Here is a 17,098-nt window from a genome sequence, read left to right as displayed (position 1 = left end):
CTTCACTTTTTAACAATATCTTTTAAAGGAGGCCATAATAATGGCAGTTAAAGTAGCAATTAATGGTTTTGGTAGAATCGGTCGTTTAGCATTCAGAAGAATTCAAGATGTTGAAGGTATCGATGTAGTAGCAGTAAACGACTTAACAGATGATGAAATGTTAGCACACTTATTAAAATACGATACAATGCAAGGACGTTTCACTGAAGAAGTTGAAGTTGTAGATGGCGGATTCCGCGTGAATGGTAAAGAAGTTAAATCATTCGAAGAACCAGATGCAAGCAAATTACCTTGGAAAGATTTAGACATTGATGTCGTATTAGAATGTACTGGTTTCTACACTAGCGACGAAAAAGCACAAGCTCACATTGACGCAGGTGCTAAAAAAGTATTAATCTCTGCACCAGCAACTGGTGACGTTAAAACAATCGTTTATAACGTAAACCAAGATACTTTAGACAGCTCTGACGTAATCGTTTCAGGTGCTTCTTGTACTACAAACTCACTTGCTCCAGTAGCAAAAGTATTAAATGACAGCTTCGGTTTAGTAGAAGGTTTCATGACTACTATCCACGCTTACACTGGTGACCAAAATACTCAAGACGGTCCACACAGAAAAGGCGACAAACGTCGTGCACGTGCAGCAGCTGAAAACATCGTTCCTAACTCAACTGGTGCTGCTAAAGCAATCGGTAAAGTAATTCCTGAAATCGACGGAAAATTAGACGGTGGCGCTCAACGTGTTCCTGTAGCAACTGGTTCATTAACTGAATTAACAGTTGTATTAGACAAAGACGTAACAATCGAAGAAGTAAACGAAGCTATGAAAGCAGCTTCTAACGAATCATTCGGTTACAACGAAGACGAAATCGTATCTTCAGACGTAGTTGGTATGACATTCGGTTCATTATTCGATGCAACTCAAACTCGTGTTATGACTGTATCTGGTCGTCAATTAGTTAAAGTTGCAGCTTGGTATGACAACGAAATGTCTTACACTGCACAATTAGTACGTACTTTAGAATACCTTATCAAAGACGTAAAATAATCTATAAACAATAATATTAAGGTCTGAATTTAACAAGCGGTAATGTGTTGTTGAAATTCGATGACCAGCTTATGAGTAAGCGGGGAGGCACATACGCTTCTCCGCTTATTTTCATTAAGTACATGGTTATTAGAGTAGATATTTTCAGAAACATGAAAAATTTCATTTGATTCTGTATTTATATCTGCATTATTTCTGCCCATATGCTAACCTCAAATTACAGACATTTTATAAATTCGCGCTTTTATTCAAAGGAGGAAGTTTTGATGGCAAAAAAACATGTATCTGATTTAGATTTAAAAGGGAAAGTCGTATTAGAACGTGCAGACTTCAACGTACCATTAAAAGATGGAGAAATTACAAACGATAACCGTATCGTTCAAGCTTTACCAACAATTGAGTATATCCTTGATCAAGGTGGTAAATTAGTTTTATTCTCTCACTTAGGTAAAGTTAAAGAAGAAAGTGATAAAGAAAAATTAACATTAAAACCTGTAGCAGTTCGCTTAAGCGAAAAATTAGGCAAAGATGTTAAATTCGTACCGCAAACACGTGGTAAAGAACTAGAAGATGCAGTTGCTGCATTAAAAGAAGGCGAAGTACTTTTAGTTGAAAATACACGTTTCGAAGACTTAGACGGTAAAAAAGAATCTAAAAATGATCCAGAATTAGGTAAATACTGGGCATCTTTAGGAGATGTATTCGTTAACGATGCATTCGGTACAGCACACCGTTCACACGCTTCAAACGTAGGTATTGCATCTCACTTAGAAAGTGCAGCTGGCGACTTGATGGAAAAAGAAATCAAATTTATCGGTGGCGTTGTAAACAACCCTGATAAACCAGTTGTAGCAATCTTAGGTGGAGCGAAAGTTTCAGATAAAATCGGTGTAATCGAAAACTTATTAAATGTTGCTGATAAAGTCTTAATCGGTGGCGGTATGGCATATACTTTCCTTAAAGCACAAGGCTATGAAATCGGTAAATCTTTATTAGAAGCTGACAAAGTAGACTTTGCTAAAGATTTATTAGAACGTGCTGGAAACAAAATCGTTTTACCAGTTGATGGTAAAGTAGCTAAAGAATTCTCAAACGATGCACAAATCACAGTTGTAGATATCGATCAAATTCCTGAAGATCAAGAAGCATTAGATATCGGACCAAAAACTGTTGAATTATTCAAAAAAGAATTAGAAGGTGCGCATACAGTAGTATGGAACGGACCTATGGGTGTATTCGAATTCGAAAACTTCGCACAAGGTACTATCGGTGTTTGTGAAGCTATTGCTGAATTAAAAGATGCAACTACAATCATCGGTGGCGGTGACTCAGCTGCAGCAGCAATGATGCTTGGATTCGAAGATGACTTCACACACATTTCAACTGGCGGCGGTGCATCATTAGAATATCTAGAGGGTAAAGAATTACCTGGTATTGCATCAATTAGCGACAAATAAGTTGTAACTTATTAATAAACTTTCAAGGAGCGTTTTATAATGAGAAAACCAATTATTGCAGGTAACTGGAAAATGAACAAAACAGTACAAGAGGCAAAAGACTTTGTTAAAGCTTTACCTCAATTACCTGATACAAATGAAGTTGAAGCTGTTATCTGTGCACCAACAATTCAATTAGATGCATTAACTACAGCAGTTAAAAACGGTGAAGCTGAAGGATTAGCAATCGGTGCAGAAAACACTTATTTCGAAGATAACGGTGCTTTCACTGGTGAAACTTCTCCAGTTGCGTTAGCTGACTTAGGTGTGAAATACGTTATCATCGGTCACTCAGAACGTCGTGAATTATTCTTCGAAACTGATGAAGATGTTAACAAAAAAGCACATGCAGTATTCAACCACGGTATGACACCAATTATCTGCGTAGGTGAAACACTTGAACAACGTGAAGGCGGAAAAGCTGAAGAAGTTGTCGGCGAACAAGTTAAAAAAGCATTAGAAGGCTTATCAGACAATCAATTGAAACAAGTTGTCATTGCTTATGAACCAATCTGGGCAATCGGTACTGGTAAATCTTCAACTGCTAAAGATGCAAACGAAATGAGTGCATTTGTTCGTAAAACAGTTGCAGATCTTGCTAGCCAAGAAGTTGCAGATGCAGTACGTATTCAATATGGCGGTAGCGTAAAACCTAACAACATTGCTGAATATATGGCTGAATCTGATATCGACGGCGCATTAGTCGGCGGAGCTTCATTAAAAGTTGAAGACTATGTAAAATTATTAGAAGGTGCTAAATAATATGGCGAAACAACCTACAGCATTAATCATCCTTGATGGTTTTGCAAATAGAGAAGATGTACACGGAAACGCAGTTAAACAAGCGCATAAACCTAACTTTGACCGTTATTATGCAAAATATCCTACAACTCAAATCGAGGCAAGTGGTCTTGAAGTAGGTCTTCCTGCAGGTCAAATGGGTAACTCAGAAGTAGGTCACATGAACATTGGTGCTGGCCGAATTGTTTACCAAAGTTTAACTCGCATTAATAAATCAATTGAAGACGGCGACTTCTTTGAAAACGAAGTATTAAACGAAGCAATTGAACACGTTAAAGCAAACAATTCTGCATTGCATGTATTTGGTTTACTATCTGACGGTGGTGTACACAGTCACTACACACATCTATTTGCAATCTTAAAATTAGCTAAACAACAAGGGCTTGATAAAGTCTATGTACATGGTTTCTTAGACGGCCGTGACGTAGATCAAAAATCAGCATTAAAATATGTGAAAGAAACTGAAGAACAATTCAAAGAAATCGGTATTGGTCAATTTGCATCAATTTCTGGTCGTTATTATGCAATGGACCGTGACAAACGTTGGGAACGTGAAGAAAAAGCGTATAACGCAATTCGTGACATTAATACACCTGAGTATGCAACAGCAGAAGAAGGTATCGAAGCAAACTATGCAAATGATTTAACTGACGAATTCGTTGTACCATTCTCAATCAAAGAACAAAATGAAGGCGTTCAAGATGGAGACTCAGTAGTATTCTTCAACTTCCGTCCTGACAGAGCGGGCCAACTTTCTGAAATCTTCACAAACAAAGATTTCAAAGGCTTTGAAGTGAACCAACCTAAAGATTTATTCTTTGCGACTTTCACAAAATACAACGATCAAGTTGATGGTCGTGTTGTATTTGAAAAAGTAGATTTAAAACAAACAATCGGTGAAGTTGCTGAAGCAAACAACTTAACACAATTAAGAATTGCCGAAACTGAAAAATATCCTCATGTTACTTACTTCATGAGTGGTGGACGCAATGAAGAATTTGAAGGAGAACGTCGTATTTTAATCGACTCTCCAAAAGTTGCAACGTATGACTTAAAACCTGAAATGAGCGCGTATGAAGTAAAAGATGCTTTATTAGGCGAGTTAGATAAAGGTGACTTAGACTTAATCATCTTAAACTTTGCGAACCCAGATATGGTTGGACACAGTGGTATGTTAGAGCCTACTGTAAAAGCAATTGAAGCAGTAGATGAATGTCTTGGTGAAGTCGTAGACAAAATCTTAGAAATGGGTGGCCATGCAATTATTACAGCTGACCATGGTAACTCAGACCAAGTATTAACAGACGATGATCAACCAATGACAACACACACAACTAACCCAGTTCCAGTTATCGTTACTAAAGAAGGCGTGACATTACGTGAAACTGGTAAATTAGGAGATTTAGCTCCAACGTTACTTGATTTACTTGATGTTAAACAACCTGAAGAAATGACTGGTGAGTCATTAATTAAACATTAATTGTTCACAATCAATATCGTTTAATTAATTCATTTTTTAAGCAAGACAAGTTATAATATATATGAAAGCAATTATGAAAAGGAGATTATCAACATGCCAATTATTACAGATGTTTATGCTCGCGAAGTCCTAGATTCTCGCGGTAATCCAACAGTTGAAGTAGAAGTATTAACTGAAAGCGGTGCATTCGGTCGTGCATTAGTACCATCAGGTGCATCTACAGGTGAATACGAAGCCGTAGAATTACGTGACGGTGACAAAAAACGTTACGGTGGTAAAGGTGTTACTAAAGCAGTTGAAAACGTAAACGAAATTATTGCTCCTGAAATCGTTGAAGGAGAATTCTCAGCATTAGATCAAGTTTCAATTGATAAAATGATGATTCAATTAGACGGAACAGAAAACAAAGGTAAATTAGGTGCTAACGCTATCCTTGGTGTTTCTATTGCTGTTGCACGTGCTGCAGCTGACTTCTTAGGTCAACCACTTTATAAATATTTAGGTGGATTCAATGGTAAACAATTACCAGTTCCAATGATGAACATCGTTAACGGTGGTTCTCACTCAGATGCGCCAATCGCATTCCAAGAATTCATGATTTTACCTGTTGGAGCTGACACATTCAAAGAAGCATTACGCTGGGGTGCTGAAATCTTCCACAACTTAGCTAAACTTCTTAAAGGTCGTGACTTAGAAACTGCAGTAGGTGATGAAGGTGGTTTCGCACCTAAATTCCACGGTACTGAAGATGCTGTAGACACAATCTTAGAAGCAATCAAAACTTCTGGTCTTGAACCAGGTAAAGATGTATTCTTAGGATTTGACTGTGCTGCTTCTGAATTCTATGAAGACGGCGTATACGACTACACTAAATTCGAAGGTGAAGGCGGCGCTAAACGTACTTCAGCTGAACAAGTTGACTACTTAGAAGAATTAGTTAACAAATACCCAATCATCACTATCGAAGATGGTATGGACGAAAACGACTGGGATGGTTGGAAACAACTTACAGATCGTTTAGGTAAAAAAGTTCAATTAGTAGGTGACGACTTATTCGTTACTAACACTAAAAAATTATCTGAAGGTATCGAAAAAGGTATTGGTAACTCAATCTTAATCAAAGTTAACCAAATCGGTACTTTAACTGAAACATTTGACGCTATCCAAATGGCTCAAAAAGCTAACTACACAGCAGTTATCTCTCACCGTTCAGGTGAAACTGAAGATACTACAATTGCTGATATCGCAGTTGCTACAAACGCTGGTCAAATCAAAACAGGTTCATTATCAAGAACTGACCGTATCGCTAAATACAACCAATTATTACGTATTGAAGACGAATTATACGAAACAGCTGAATTTGACGGCATCCATTCTTTCTACAACTTAGACAAATAAGATAGACTTTACTGATATTGAGTTCACGCAAAATTTAATTCAGTAACTTTACTACAGAAACTGTTAAGGTCTCATCAACCTTAGCAGTTTCTTTTTTGCTTTCTAATGCAGACACTCCCGCTCATGTTCAAGAACTGATATAATGAAAAACAATGGAAGTATTCTAAAGGCATGAAGGAGTTTGAAAAAATCATGGATACTGAAAACAATAAAGTAATGCGTGCAAAAAAATCGGGTAGATTTATAGCATATGCTTCACTCTTTTTAGCAATGATGTACGGCACATACATTTTTGTAGTGTTGGATAAAAGTGTTATTACAGACTTATTGACTTCTCATCAGATTGATGCAACGAAAAACGCAGTCGGAAATTTCTTAAATAGTTATCGCTTAACAGGAATTATGTATTTATTGGCTTATTTATGTGGATTGATCGCAATTTGGAATCAACACCCTTATTTATGGTGGTTCTTATTTGCGGTTTATATTTCACAAACATTCTTTACAGCAGTAAACGCAGGCCCAATCTTACAAAGTATCGTCCATGTGAAATCATTCTATATGACATTACCATTATGGATTACACTAGCAGGATCGTTGATTTTGGCGCTGTATATGTTGATTATTTCTATCAAACGAAAAAGTACTTTTAATCGATAGAACCCTCAGTGTGTTATGAATTGAATTTGATAAATAGACACCTAACGTGTTATAATTGCTAGGTATATTATGAATGGAGGAGTAAAGCATGCACATTTTGTTGACAGTTTTATTAGTTATAGACTGTATCGCATTAATCACAGTTGTGTTACTCCAAGAAAGCAAAAGCAATGGACTTTCAGGAGCCATCAGCGGGGGCGCTGAACAGCTCTTTGGTGGAAAACAGAAACAACGCGGCGTGGATTTATTCTTAAACCGTGTCACAATTGTCTTATCTATTGTGTTTTTCGTTTTAATGCTCGCAATTACTTATCTCAATATGTAAATGTAAGGTCCGACAATGTTAAAGTCGGGCTTTTTTCATTATAATGGTAATTGTGTATTGTATATTTAGAAAGAGATGAAGGGATTGAACGACATGCAGATTAAATTGCCTAAACCGTTCTTCTTTGAAGAAGGTAATAGAGCAGTGTTATTATTACATGGATTTACAGGGAATTCATCAGACGTGCGCCAATTAGGCCGTTTCTTACAAAAGAAAGGTTATACTTCTTATGCGCCGCAATATGAGGGACATGCAGCACCGCCGGAAGAGATTTTACAATCTAGTCCGCATGTTTGGTTTAAAGATGCGTTAGATGGCTATGATTTCTTAAAATCTAAAGGCTATGATGAAATTGCGGTAGCCGGCTTATCCTTAGGTGGAGATTTTGCTTTGAAATTAAGCTTAAATAGAGATGTAGAGGGTATTGTAACCATGTGTGCGCCTATGTTTATTAAGACAGAAGGCTCAATGTACGAAGGTGTCTTAGAGTATGCACGCAACTTTAAGAAATACCAAGGAAAAGATCAAGAGACGATTGATCGAGAAATGGAAGCTTTCCAACCTACAGGTACATTAAAAGAATTACAACAAACAATTCAAAATGTCAGAGATCATGTAGATGAAGTCATGGATCCATTATTAGTCATTCAAGCTGAAAAAGATGACATGATTAATCCTGATTCAGCAAATGTGATTTATGAAGAAGCGTCTTCTGACGAAAAAGATATTAAATGGTATGCCGATTCAGGGCATGTAATTACCATTGATAAAGAAAAAGAACAAGTCTTTGAAGATATTTATGAGTTTTTAGAAGGACTTGATTGGTCTGAATAAGACGAATAAAAAATTATAAATAAGAAAGAAAGGAGGGGGCATCATGGATTTAAAACAATCTGTCACAGAAATTATAAAACAACCTGATTATGAACCCATGTCAGTTTCAGATTTCCAAGACCGTTTAGGTTTAGATAATGCCGACTCATTTAGAGATTTAATAAAGGTGTTAGTTGAACTGGAACAATCAGGTTTAGTTGAACGAACAAAAACAGACCGCTACAAAAGAAAGGGTAATCAAAAAAATATGAAAGATAACTTAGTAAAAGGAACGTTAAGCCAAAACAAAAAAGGGTTTGCCTTCCTTAGACCTGAAGACGAAGATATGGAAGATATCTTTATTCCACCGACAAAAATCAACCGTGCGATGGATGGCGATACTGTTATTGTAGAAGTACAGCCCTCACGCGGAGATTTCAAAGGTAAAGTCGAAGGTGAAGTCAAATCTATTGAAAAACACTCAATCACACAAGTGGTAGGAACTTATACAGAAGGCCGTCACTTTGGATTTGTGATTCCTGATGACAAACGTATTATGCAGGATATCTTTATCCCTAAAGGTCAAAGTTTAGGTGCTGTCGAAGGCCATAAAGTGTTAGTTCAAATTTCTAAATATGCTGAAGGAAATGATAATCCTGAAGGTCATGTGTCTGCGATTTTAGGACATAAAAATGATCCAGGTGTAGATATTCTATCTATCATTTATCAACACGGTATTGAAATCGAATTACCTGATGAAGTCTTAAAAGAAGCGGAAGCTGCACCAGAGTATATTGAACCGTCAGAATTAGAAGGACGTAAAGATTTACGTGATGAATTGACGATTACGATTGATGGTGCAGATGCGAAGGACTTAGATGATGCGATTGCGCTTAAGAAATTGAAGAATGGTAATACGCAATTGACAGTCAGCATTGCGGATGTCAGCCACTATGTAAAAGAAGATTCAGCATTAGATAAAGAAGCGTATGATCGTGGAACAAGTGTTTACTTAGTAGACCGCGTTATTCCAATGATTCCACACCGTTTGAGTAATGGTATTTGTTCATTGAATCCTAATGTTGACCGTTTAACATTAAGCTGTCGTATGGAAATTAATTCAGATGGTAAAGTTGTTAAACATGAAATCTTTGATAGTGTCATTCAATCTGATCATCGTATGACGTATGATGAAGTCAACCAAATCATCACTGATCATGATGAAAATGTGCGTGCACAATACCCAGATGTGACACCGATGTTAGACTTAGCAAAAGAATTAAGTGAAACATTAATTCAAATGCGTAAACGTCGTGGTGAAATCGACTTCGATATTGATGAAGCGCAAGTGATTGTTAATGAAGAAGGAATTCCAGTAGATGTGAAGATGCGTGAACGTGGTGAAGGTGAACGTTTAATTGAATCATTCATGTTAGCAGCGAACGAAACAGTCGCTGAACATTTCAATAAAATGGAAGTACCCTTTATCTATCGTGTCCACGAACAACCTAAATCAGATCGCTTAACGCAATTCTTCGAGTTTATTACGAACTTCGGTATTCTAGTAAGAGGCACAGGAGAAGATGTATCTCCAAGTACGCTTCAAGAAATTCATGAGAAAGTAAAAGGTCTGCCAGAACAAACGGTTGTATCTACAATGATGTTACGCTCAATGCAACAGGCACGTTATGAAGATGTGAACTTAGGTCACTTCGGCTTATCTGCAGATTATTATACGCACTTCACATCGCCAATTCGTCGTTATCCTGACTTAGTAGTACATCGTTTAATCCGCAAGTACTTGATTGAAGATTCAATGAGCGGCAAAGAACTTCGCAAATGGGAAGACAAATTGCCGGAAATTGCGGAACATACGTCTAATCGTGAACGTCGTGCTATCGAAGCAGAACGCGATACAGATGAACTTAAGAAAGCAGAGTTCATGCTTCAACATATTGGTGAAGAATTTGAAGGTATTGTCAGCTCAGTCGCGAACTTTGGTATGTTCGTAGAATTACCGAATACTGTTGAAGGTATGGTTCATGTATCAAGTATGACAGACGATTATTACCAATTCGCTGAAGGTCAAATGGCAATGATTGGTGAACGTACAGGTAATGTTTTCCGTATCGGTGATACAGTGAAGATTAAAGTCGTCAACGTAGATGTTGACCAACGTATGATTGATTTCCAAATCGTAGGTATGCCTGAACCAAGACGTAGAAAATCAAATGAACGTCCTGCACGTGGCACAACGATTCAAACGAAAACACGTGGTAAAAGCTTAGGCGGCGACAAGAAAAAAGGGAAGAAGAAACAGCGTAAAGGTAAAAACCAACGTAATCGTGATAAACAAAAGGACACGAACCACAAACCGTTTTACAAAAGTAAAAAGGTAAAACAAAAAGCGCGTAAAAAGAAAAAATAAGAGAAATTGAGTGGGATGGCCGCTCCTCTCTTTTTATAAAATTTTCAACAAGAGGTGAACACGATGTCGAAGAAGAAGAAAAAGTCTCCTGGTACTTTAGCGGAGAATCGTAAAGCCAGACATGACTATAATGTAGAAGATACGATTGAAGCGGGCATTGTGTTAAAAGGTACAGAGATTAAATCGATTCGTCGTGGCAGCGCAAACTTAAAAGATAGTTTCGCTCAAGTAAAAAATGGTGAAATTTACGTTCATAATATGCATATTGCGCCATACGAAGAAGCCAATCGATTTAATCATGATCCAGTGCGACCAAGAAAATTACTTTTACACAAAAGAGAAATTGAAAAATTAGGCACACGTACAAGAGAAATCGGTTATTCGATTATCCCATTAAAACTGTACCTGAAACATGGTGTATGTAAAATGTTGATTGGCGTCGCAAGAGGTAAGAAGAAATATGACAAACGTCAAGATCTTAAAGATAAAGCAATTAAACGCGACATGCAGCGTGCGATGAAAGATCGTTATTAAGGGAAAGCAGGTTAAACCTGCTTCCCGCATTCTTAGTTTATTTGATAATCATTTATAAACAATTATATTGATTACTAAATGCATATTTGATATGATAAAGAGTGCTATTGGATTCTAGTGAATAGAATCTATTTAATATTATTTCGGGGGCGTTTTGGATTCGACAGGGGTCCCCAGAGCTTATTAAGCGTGTCGGAGGGTTGTCTCCGTCATCAACACACACAGTTTATAATAACTGGCAAAACAAACAATAATTTAGCAGTAGCTGCCTAATCGCACTCTGCATCACCTAACAGCATCGCCTATGTGCTGTTAACGTGATTCAACTTTAGTAGGATACGCTAGGCACTGCTGTTCGAAGTCTGTCTAGAAGAGATTAATCGAACTAGCATGATGTTGGCTGTCTATTTCCTACCATCATGTGAAATTTGAATAATAGACTACACACGTAGAAAGATTTGTATCAGGATCCTTGGACGCGGGTTCAAATCCCGCCGCCTCCATACATAGAGCCTTTAACCATTGCGGTTAGAGGCTTTTATTTTTTGTTGCTACAGAAAAAGGAACGGTGAGAAATTCACCGTTCCTAAATTGTTTTAGAACATAGACATTTATTTTAATTCGATTTTTGCTGTTTCTGTTCCCCAAAAACCAAACTGTACTTGCAATACTAAATTATCTTTTTCGGCAATATTAGGTGCTACATCAAATACAAGTTTTGCATTTTTTGTACTTTCGGGATTGATTTTGTCACCAATAAAACCTAAATCATCAGGCGATACAGCTTGGTTTGCAGTGATTGTTGCAGAACCATCAGCTTCAAATGTTTTTTTATCGCTTAAAAGTTTAAAGAACGAATCGGTAATGTCTACAGCTTTATCTCCGTTATTTTTAACTGTAATATCTAATACTATGAATTTGCCTTTTGCATTATTTGTCATTACATCTCCAACTTGATCTACAATGGCTTTATTAGTTACATTGAACTCCATTTTTCCGACTTTAACAACTTCGTTCATTTTATTCGATGATTTTGTTTCTGGTTTTTTATCATCTTTTTTTGCCTCTTGTTTATCTGATTTTTGTTCTGTTTTAGTCTTGCTTGTGTTATTGTCAGTCGGTGTCTTATTAGTCATCATATTAACCACACTTATTGCAACTAACACAGTAATCAAGATTTTTACCCATAACTTCCAGTTTTTCTTAAACTTCCACATTAGGAATAATCCTACTGGGAATACAAATAATAGCATTAAAATTGTGAACCAAGTTGACTGATACCACTTTTCTTTTTCTTTCATGTTGATTCCTCCTGATGTTGTTTGTTTTTATAATTAAGCGTAAGAAAACTCAGTTATCAATCTTAGATTTTATGAATCAAGTAAAGTTAAATACAATTTCCGCTTATTTATCAATGTAAATAAGTAGTTAGTATCTAAATTGCTGTCTTCATATAGAATCGAAGAGATAATAGATAACTAAATAGTGCAATATAGTTACCTTGATTATTTTATAACGTTTAAATTATATCGCTTTAATCTTTGTTTTTAACAAAACGGGCTAAATAATTTAAAAAAATTGAGGTGACTGTCAAAAAAGTGTCATGAAAATATCACTAAAATATTTTAATATTAATCTTTGTGAACTGAATTAAATGACTTGTTCATGTATAAGGCTTTAAGATTTATGATGGTGCAGAAATATTATAGAATGTATGGATATGAAATAGAAAGGTGATATGAGTATGTATATAAATCCAAAAGACTTAGAAACAGGAAATATGTATAAAATGTTGATAGGTACAGTGACACCTAGACCAATTGCTTTTGTCACTTCACAAGATGAAGAAGGTAATGTAAATGCAGCGCCCTTTGCATTCTTTAATGTAGTGTGTCCTGAACCACCAATGTTAATGATATCTGTAGGTAAAGATAATGGAGCGCTAAAAGATACAAGTGCAAACATTCTAAGTACTAAAGAATTTGTGGTGCATATTGTAGATGAAGATATCGTTAAAGATGTTGTGAAAACAGGCGATAATTATGGGGCTGATGTGAACGAACTAGACATGACTGATCTTACAACAACTGATTCTAAAGTTGTGAATGTACCTAGTGTGAAAGAAGCCAAAGTTCGATATGAATGTGAATTAGTTCATCATTTAGAATTAGGAGATGAACAAAAAGGAACAGACATGCTTGTAGGACAAGTAAAATCAATTTACATTGATGATGAAATTTATGATGTAGATAAAGCTTATGTGGATGTTGAAAAATTAAATCCAATTACACGTGTGGTAGGTAATCATTATGTAAGAATTGGTGAGCCTGTAGAAGATTTATTAGATAAATAAAAGCCGCTATTTGTATAAAAAGGTCTAACATTGATGGATGAATTTTATCAATGTTAGACCTTTCTTTTTTAACTTAAGCGTCTAGCAATGTGATCAAAGAGTCTTGCTGGTAAAATGGCATGTAAGAAAACAAGAGGTTTTGCTCCCATACCGATTAAATAACGTGCTTTAGGTTTCTTTTTTGAAGCGGCCTTTAAAATAGTATCGGCAATAATTTTAGGGTTTGAAAGTAAATTAGAATTATATTGTTTGTGCATACCTTCTGCTGCTTTAAAAGCCGCTTTTTCATATGCACCGCCTTTAGCTGATGCTGCTAATTGATCTGCTGCGATATGACCCCAATCAGTTTTGATGCCACCAGGTTCAATAATAGAAACTTCAATGCCAAATGGCTCAACTTCCATTCTTAAAGCATCACTGAAAGCTTCTAAAGCGTATTTAGTGGCATGATACCATGCGCCAAAGTATGAAGTGAAACGGCCACCCATCGAGGATATATTAATGATTTTCCCAGAATGTTGTTTACGCATATAGGGCAACACTAATTGAGTGAGTCGCGCTAAACCAAAAAGATTTACTTCAAATTGTTTTCTTGCTTCTGAAATTTCTACATCTTCTATGGCTCCGTATGAACCATAACCCGCATTATTAATGAGAATATCGATACGATTTTGTTCTGAAATCACTTGTTCAACAGTTTTTTGTATGGATGATTCATCTGTAATATCCATTTTTATTGCATGTATATTTTTTAAAGCGTTCAGTTTTTCTATTCTTCTACCAACTCCATAAACAGTGTATCCTTTATCAGCTAAAAGTTGTGCTGTTTGAAAACCAATTCCACTTGTTGCACCTGTAATTAATACGACTTGTTTGGTCATATCATCACTCCTTTTCTATTTAGTGAATTAATCATACCTGATTAATGAGAATTATGGAATTAAATTGCATTCTAATCAATTTTACTTGATTTATTATAGTTTTATAGGTTTCGTTTTCCATCATCTTAATGACAAATATTTGTGATTTTAATGATTATATTGTCTGAATAATTGTGGTATCTAAATTATTTTGAAGAAATGAGGCAAAAGGGTATACAAACCTAAATAATGGGTGTAGTATAGTACTTAAGTAATTGTTCGTGAAATTGATTTGCAGTTTTAATTCGTATGAATTTACTCCCATTGATTTTTATAAACAAGTTACAAATATTCGTGCAAAAGCACATACGGAGGATTTTTATATGAATAGTGGTACAGTTAAATGGTTTAACGCAGAAAAAGGTTTTGGATTTATCGAAAGAGAAGATGGTAACGACGTATTCGTACATTTCTCAGCTATCCAAGGCGAAGGTTACAAATCATTAGAAGAAGGCCAAAAAGTTGACTTCGACATCGTTGAAGGCGACCGTGGCGAACAAGCTGCAAACGTTGTAAAAATGTCATAATTTTTACCTAAGCTGATTAAAACAGCACAACAATCTGAAATGGTTGTTGTGCTGTTTTTTATTTACCTTCTTATTTATTGTTTGTAGTGATCGAATTTACCAGCTTCGATGTCTGCTTCTCTTCGTTCTATTTCATCATAAACTGCTTGTTGTTCAGCTTCATCACCATCATAGTATCCTTGTTCAATCGCATGTTTGGTTTGAATTTCAGCTGAAGATAATCCACCGTTATATTTTTTTCGTAAAGCATCGATATATTCTTCTTCTGTTTGCGCTGCATTGATTTCCGCATTTACATCTTCTGTTGGCTCCTCAGCTTGTGACTGTGCATTTTGATCGTAGACAGATTGTTCAGCACCACTTTCTACACGCAGTGAGCTTTCATATGCGGCACTTGCAGGACCTTCTGTCACGTTGCCTTGTGGAATTACGCCATTCGCAACGGCACTATTATAAGCTTTGATCTTATCAATTTCTTCATAATTACCATAAATTACATTTTCTAAAGTTGCTCTGTCGGTGATATTGCTTAAATCAACTTGTTGGCTTTGTTGGTTTTGTTGATTCTGTTGATTCTGTTTTTCTGCAGATGATTCATCTTTATTTTGCTGTTCAGTGTTTGCTTGTTGTTCGTTTTGCGTATTATTTTCTTTTTGTTGATTTTTGTCTGTTTGTTTTTTCTTTTCATTTTCTTCATTTTTAGATTGTGATTTGTCTTTCTTTTCAGTAGCTGCTTTGTCTTCGGTATCTTCTTTTGGTTTTTCATCATTTTGCCCGCATGCTGAAACGATTAATATACTCATGGCTAAGAGTGCGAATAACTTTTTCATTGAATCAACAACCTTTCTCTCTTTATGTGTATTACTTAACTATAGCCATCTTCCAGATGGTATGAAACCCTTTTCAAAATAAAAAGACCTGTAAAAACAGGTCTAGTGAAGATTAGGTTATAAATAGATATTACCTTTTGCATATTGATAAAATCGTTTTTTACTTGGGATGAAGAGTGCTAATACTGTGACAACACCTAATTTACCGCAAATCATCACAATAATAATGATGATTTTAGTTAATGTACCATATTCGGAAGTGAAGTTCATACTTAAGCCGACTGTACCAAAAGCAGATACGACTTCGAAGATGACTTTCATGAAAGGTGTTGTTTCATTTAATAGACTAACAATAAATGTGACAGTTAATACAAAGATAAAGCTGACTGTTGTGACCGCAATGGCTTTCGCAATTGTTTTAGGTTTGATTGTTCTGCTGAAGATAGTGGTATGGTCTTCATTACGTAAAGTACTATAAACAAACATAATCATAACAATGAAAGTTGTGACTTTAATCCCACCAGCAGCACTAAACGGTGCACCACCGATAAACATAAGTACCATCATCATTAATGCGGTAGGGGTATGAATTAATTCTAAGTCAACAGATTGGAAACCTGCTGTTCTTGTTGTGACGGATTGAAAGAATGAAGTCCCAAGCTTACCCCACATACTGAAAGGTTTTAAAGTATTGTTGAACTCTAATAAAAAGTAAAGCGCCATGCCGCCAAAAATTAAGACTAATGTTGTTGAAAGCACAACTTTGGTATGTAGCTTTAGTTTATTTAATCTTCTAGTTTTTACTAAATCTGACATGACTACTGGTCCCAGTCCACCCATAATAATTAAAATGGGAATGACAAGCGTAACAACTGGATCATCATTAAATCCAATCATATTCTTAGAAAATAATGCAAATCCTGCATTATTAAAGGCTGAAACAGAAGTAAAGATGCTGATAAATAATCCTTTGCCAAAGCCATATCTAGGTACGAAAGATAAGGCAAGTAATAACATGCCTATAAATTCTGTAGACAAGCTATAGAGTGTTAGTTGTCGAATTAAACGAACCATTCCGCCTGGCTCATCAACATTCCAAGTGACCATGATTAATTTGCGTTCATGCATAGAAATTCTGCGATTCGCTATGATTAAAGTGAGTGTCGTAATGGTCACAATCCCTAAACCACCGATTTGAATTAAAAACATAATCATAAGGTCACCAAGCCAGTTGAATTGCGAAGTAATATCCACAGTTGATAGGCCAGTGACTGTAAATGCGCTTGATGCGACAAAGAATGCATCGATAAAAGATGTATATTGTTTACCAGTCCATGGCAAATATAATAACAGTGCACCTAGTAATGTCGTGCTCAGAAATAGTAATAAATAAACAGTTAAGGGTTTCTTTAGGAAAGCCACATAAACACCTTCTTTAATAGGGTAGATTTTGGTGTATATTTTAAATACAACTGTTATTATACA

General features: G+C 35.9%; 16 protein-coding genes and 1 other RNA gene. 13 read left to right on the top strand and 4 right to left on the bottom strand.

From position 1 onward, the window contains the following. Positions 1-40 precede the first annotated feature (40 nt). The 11 genes from gap (at position 41) to ssrA (ending at position 11,489) form a co-directional block, all read left to right on the top strand. Positions 41-1,048: a type I glyceraldehyde-3-phosphate dehydrogenase gene (gap, locus tag MUA87_RS10195; RefSeq protein WP_002481566.1), complete on the top strand. Its 1,008-nt coding sequence runs from the start codon at positions 41-43 to the stop codon at positions 1,046-1,048. A gap of 266 nt (positions 1,049-1,314) precedes the next feature. Beyond that, positions 1,315-2,505, top strand: a complete 1,191-nt coding sequence (locus MUA87_RS10190) for a phosphoglycerate kinase (protein WP_002481567.1) — start codon at positions 1,315-1,317, stop codon at positions 2,503-2,505. A gap of 39 nt (positions 2,506-2,544) precedes the next feature. Continuing rightward, positions 2,545-3,306 (top strand): triose-phosphate isomerase, encoded by a 762-nt coding sequence (tpiA, locus tag MUA87_RS10185; protein ID WP_262550718.1) that lies wholly within the window; start codon positions 2,545-2,547, stop codon positions 3,304-3,306. A gap of 1 nt (position 3,307) precedes the next feature. Further along, the gene (gene gpmI / locus MUA87_RS10180) at positions 3,308-4,825 is read left to right on the top strand and encodes a 2,3-bisphosphoglycerate-independent phosphoglycerate mutase (RefSeq protein ID WP_002481569.1); all 1,518 of its coding nucleotides are present in this window, start codon (positions 3,308-3,310) and stop codon (positions 4,823-4,825) included. 93 nt (positions 4,826-4,918) lie between these two features. Beyond that, complete coding sequence (eno, locus tag MUA87_RS10175; RefSeq protein WP_002481570.1) at positions 4,919-6,223, top strand: surface-displayed alpha-enolase; 1,305 nt, start codon at positions 4,919-4,921, stop codon at positions 6,221-6,223. A gap of 192 nt (positions 6,224-6,415) precedes the next feature. Then, positions 6,416-6,883 (top strand): hypothetical protein, encoded by a 468-nt coding sequence (locus MUA87_RS10170; protein ID WP_002481571.1) that lies wholly within the window; start codon positions 6,416-6,418, stop codon positions 6,881-6,883. A gap of 88 nt (positions 6,884-6,971) precedes the next feature. Then, positions 6,972-7,208 carry a preprotein translocase subunit SecG gene (secG, locus tag MUA87_RS10165; protein ID WP_002481572.1) on the top strand — a complete coding sequence of 79 codons (237 nt, stop codon included), beginning with the start codon at positions 6,972-6,974 and terminating at the stop codon, positions 7,206-7,208. Positions 7,209-7,301: 93 nt separating this feature from the next. After that, on the top strand, positions 7,302-8,042 hold the full coding sequence (locus MUA87_RS10160) for an alpha/beta hydrolase (protein ID WP_023015362.1): 741 nt from the start codon (positions 7,302-7,304) through the stop codon (positions 8,040-8,042). 43 nt (positions 8,043-8,085) lie between these two features. Next, positions 8,086-10,449: a ribonuclease R gene (gene rnr / locus MUA87_RS10155; RefSeq protein WP_262550716.1), complete on the top strand. Its 2,364-nt coding sequence runs from the start codon at positions 8,086-8,088 to the stop codon at positions 10,447-10,449. 63 nt (positions 10,450-10,512) lie between these two features. After that, positions 10,513-10,983: an SsrA-binding protein SmpB gene (gene smpB, locus MUA87_RS10150; protein ID WP_002481575.1), complete on the top strand. Its 471-nt coding sequence runs from the start codon at positions 10,513-10,515 to the stop codon at positions 10,981-10,983. Between the two features lie 145 nt (positions 10,984-11,128). Beyond that, positions 11,129-11,489, top strand: a transfer-messenger RNA (tmRNA) gene (gene ssrA, locus MUA87_RS10145). A gap of 105 nt (positions 11,490-11,594) precedes the next feature. Here the strand turns inward: ssrA and MUA87_RS10140 are convergent. Beyond that, a complete protein-coding gene (locus tag MUA87_RS10140; RefSeq protein ID WP_262550712.1) occupies positions 11,595-12,284 on the bottom strand; it encodes a DUF4352 domain-containing protein in 690 nt (229 codons plus the stop codon). Between the two features lie 443 nt (positions 12,285-12,727). Here MUA87_RS10140 and MUA87_RS10135 point away from each other — a divergent pair, with 443 nt between their 5' ends. After that, complete coding sequence (locus tag MUA87_RS10135; RefSeq protein WP_262550711.1) at positions 12,728-13,336, top strand: flavin reductase family protein; 609 nt, start codon at positions 12,728-12,730, stop codon at positions 13,334-13,336. A gap of 68 nt (positions 13,337-13,404) precedes the next feature. Here MUA87_RS10135 and MUA87_RS10130 read toward each other — a convergent pair whose 3' ends face one another. Next, on the bottom strand, positions 13,405-14,217 hold the full coding sequence (locus tag MUA87_RS10130; protein ID WP_023015359.1) for an oxidoreductase: 813 nt from the start codon (positions 14,215-14,217) through the stop codon (positions 13,405-13,407). 362 nt (positions 14,218-14,579) lie between these two features. Between MUA87_RS10130 and MUA87_RS10125 the strand changes: the two genes are divergently transcribed. Further along, positions 14,580-14,783: a cold-shock protein gene (locus tag MUA87_RS10125; RefSeq protein WP_002481579.1), complete on the top strand. Its 204-nt coding sequence runs from the start codon at positions 14,580-14,582 to the stop codon at positions 14,781-14,783. 74 nt (positions 14,784-14,857) lie between these two features. On the opposite strand, the gene MUA87_RS10120 is transcribed toward MUA87_RS10125, so the two are convergent. Both MUA87_RS10120 and MUA87_RS10115 read right to left on the bottom strand, forming a co-directional pair. After that, positions 14,858-15,613, bottom strand: coding sequence for a hypothetical protein (locus MUA87_RS10120; RefSeq protein WP_262550709.1), 756 nt, complete (start codon positions 15,611-15,613; stop codon positions 14,858-14,860). A 117-nt stretch (positions 15,614-15,730) separates the two neighbouring features. Next, positions 15,731-17,035, bottom strand: a complete 1,305-nt coding sequence (locus MUA87_RS10115; protein ID WP_262550707.1) for a TrkH family potassium uptake protein — start codon at positions 17,033-17,035, stop codon at positions 15,731-15,733. Between the last annotated feature and the right edge of the window lie 63 nt (positions 17,036-17,098).

The organism is Staphylococcus simulans (assembly GCF_025561465.1).
GTDB classification, from domain to species: Bacteria; Bacillota; Bacilli; order Staphylococcales; family Staphylococcaceae; genus Staphylococcus; species Staphylococcus simulans.
The sequence above is the reverse complement of the archived record's forward strand: the minus strand, read 5'-3'. Positions and strand labels throughout refer to the sequence as shown.

Bases quoted from the DNA above. Each gene is read 5' to 3' on its own strand.
- smpB (WP_002481575.1), top strand. From the start codon at position 10,513: ATGTCGAAGAAGAAGAAAAAGTCTCCTGGTACTTTAGCGGAGAATCGT.
- MUA87_RS10135 (WP_262550711.1), top strand. From the start codon at position 12,728: ATGTATATAAATCCAAAAGACTTAGAAACAGGAAATATGTATAAAATG.
- gap (WP_002481566.1), top strand. From the start codon at position 41: ATGGCAGTTAAAGTAGCAATTAATGGTTTTGGTAGAATCGGTCGTTTA.
- rnr (WP_262550716.1), top strand. From the start codon at position 8,086: ATGGATTTAAAACAATCTGTCACAGAAATTATAAAACAACCTGATTAT.
- MUA87_RS10125 (WP_002481579.1), top strand. From the start codon at position 14,580: ATGAATAGTGGTACAGTTAAATGGTTTAACGCAGAAAAAGGTTTTGGA.
- MUA87_RS10170 (WP_002481571.1), top strand. From the start codon at position 6,416: ATGGATACTGAAAACAATAAAGTAATGCGTGCAAAAAAATCGGGTAGA.
- eno (WP_002481570.1), top strand. From the start codon at position 4,919: ATGCCAATTATTACAGATGTTTATGCTCGCGAAGTCCTAGATTCTCGC.
- tpiA (WP_262550718.1), top strand. From the start codon at position 2,545: ATGAGAAAACCAATTATTGCAGGTAACTGGAAAATGAACAAAACAGTA.
- MUA87_RS10190 (WP_002481567.1), top strand. From the start codon at position 1,315: ATGGCAAAAAAACATGTATCTGATTTAGATTTAAAAGGGAAAGTCGTA.
- MUA87_RS10140 (WP_262550712.1), bottom strand. From the start codon at position 12,284: ATGAAAGAAAAAGAAAAGTGGTATCAGTCAACTTGGTTCACAATTTTA.
- gpmI (WP_002481569.1), top strand. From the start codon at position 3,308: ATGGCGAAACAACCTACAGCATTAATCATCCTTGATGGTTTTGCAAAT.
- MUA87_RS10160 (WP_023015362.1), top strand. From the start codon at position 7,302: ATGCAGATTAAATTGCCTAAACCGTTCTTCTTTGAAGAAGGTAATAGA.
- MUA87_RS10130 (WP_023015359.1), bottom strand. From the start codon at position 14,217: ATGACCAAACAAGTCGTATTAATTACAGGTGCAACAAGTGGAATTGGT.
- secG (WP_002481572.1), top strand. From the start codon at position 6,972: ATGCACATTTTGTTGACAGTTTTATTAGTTATAGACTGTATCGCATTA.
- MUA87_RS10120 (WP_262550709.1), bottom strand. From the start codon at position 15,613: ATGAAAAAGTTATTCGCACTCTTAGCCATGAGTATATTAATCGTTTCA.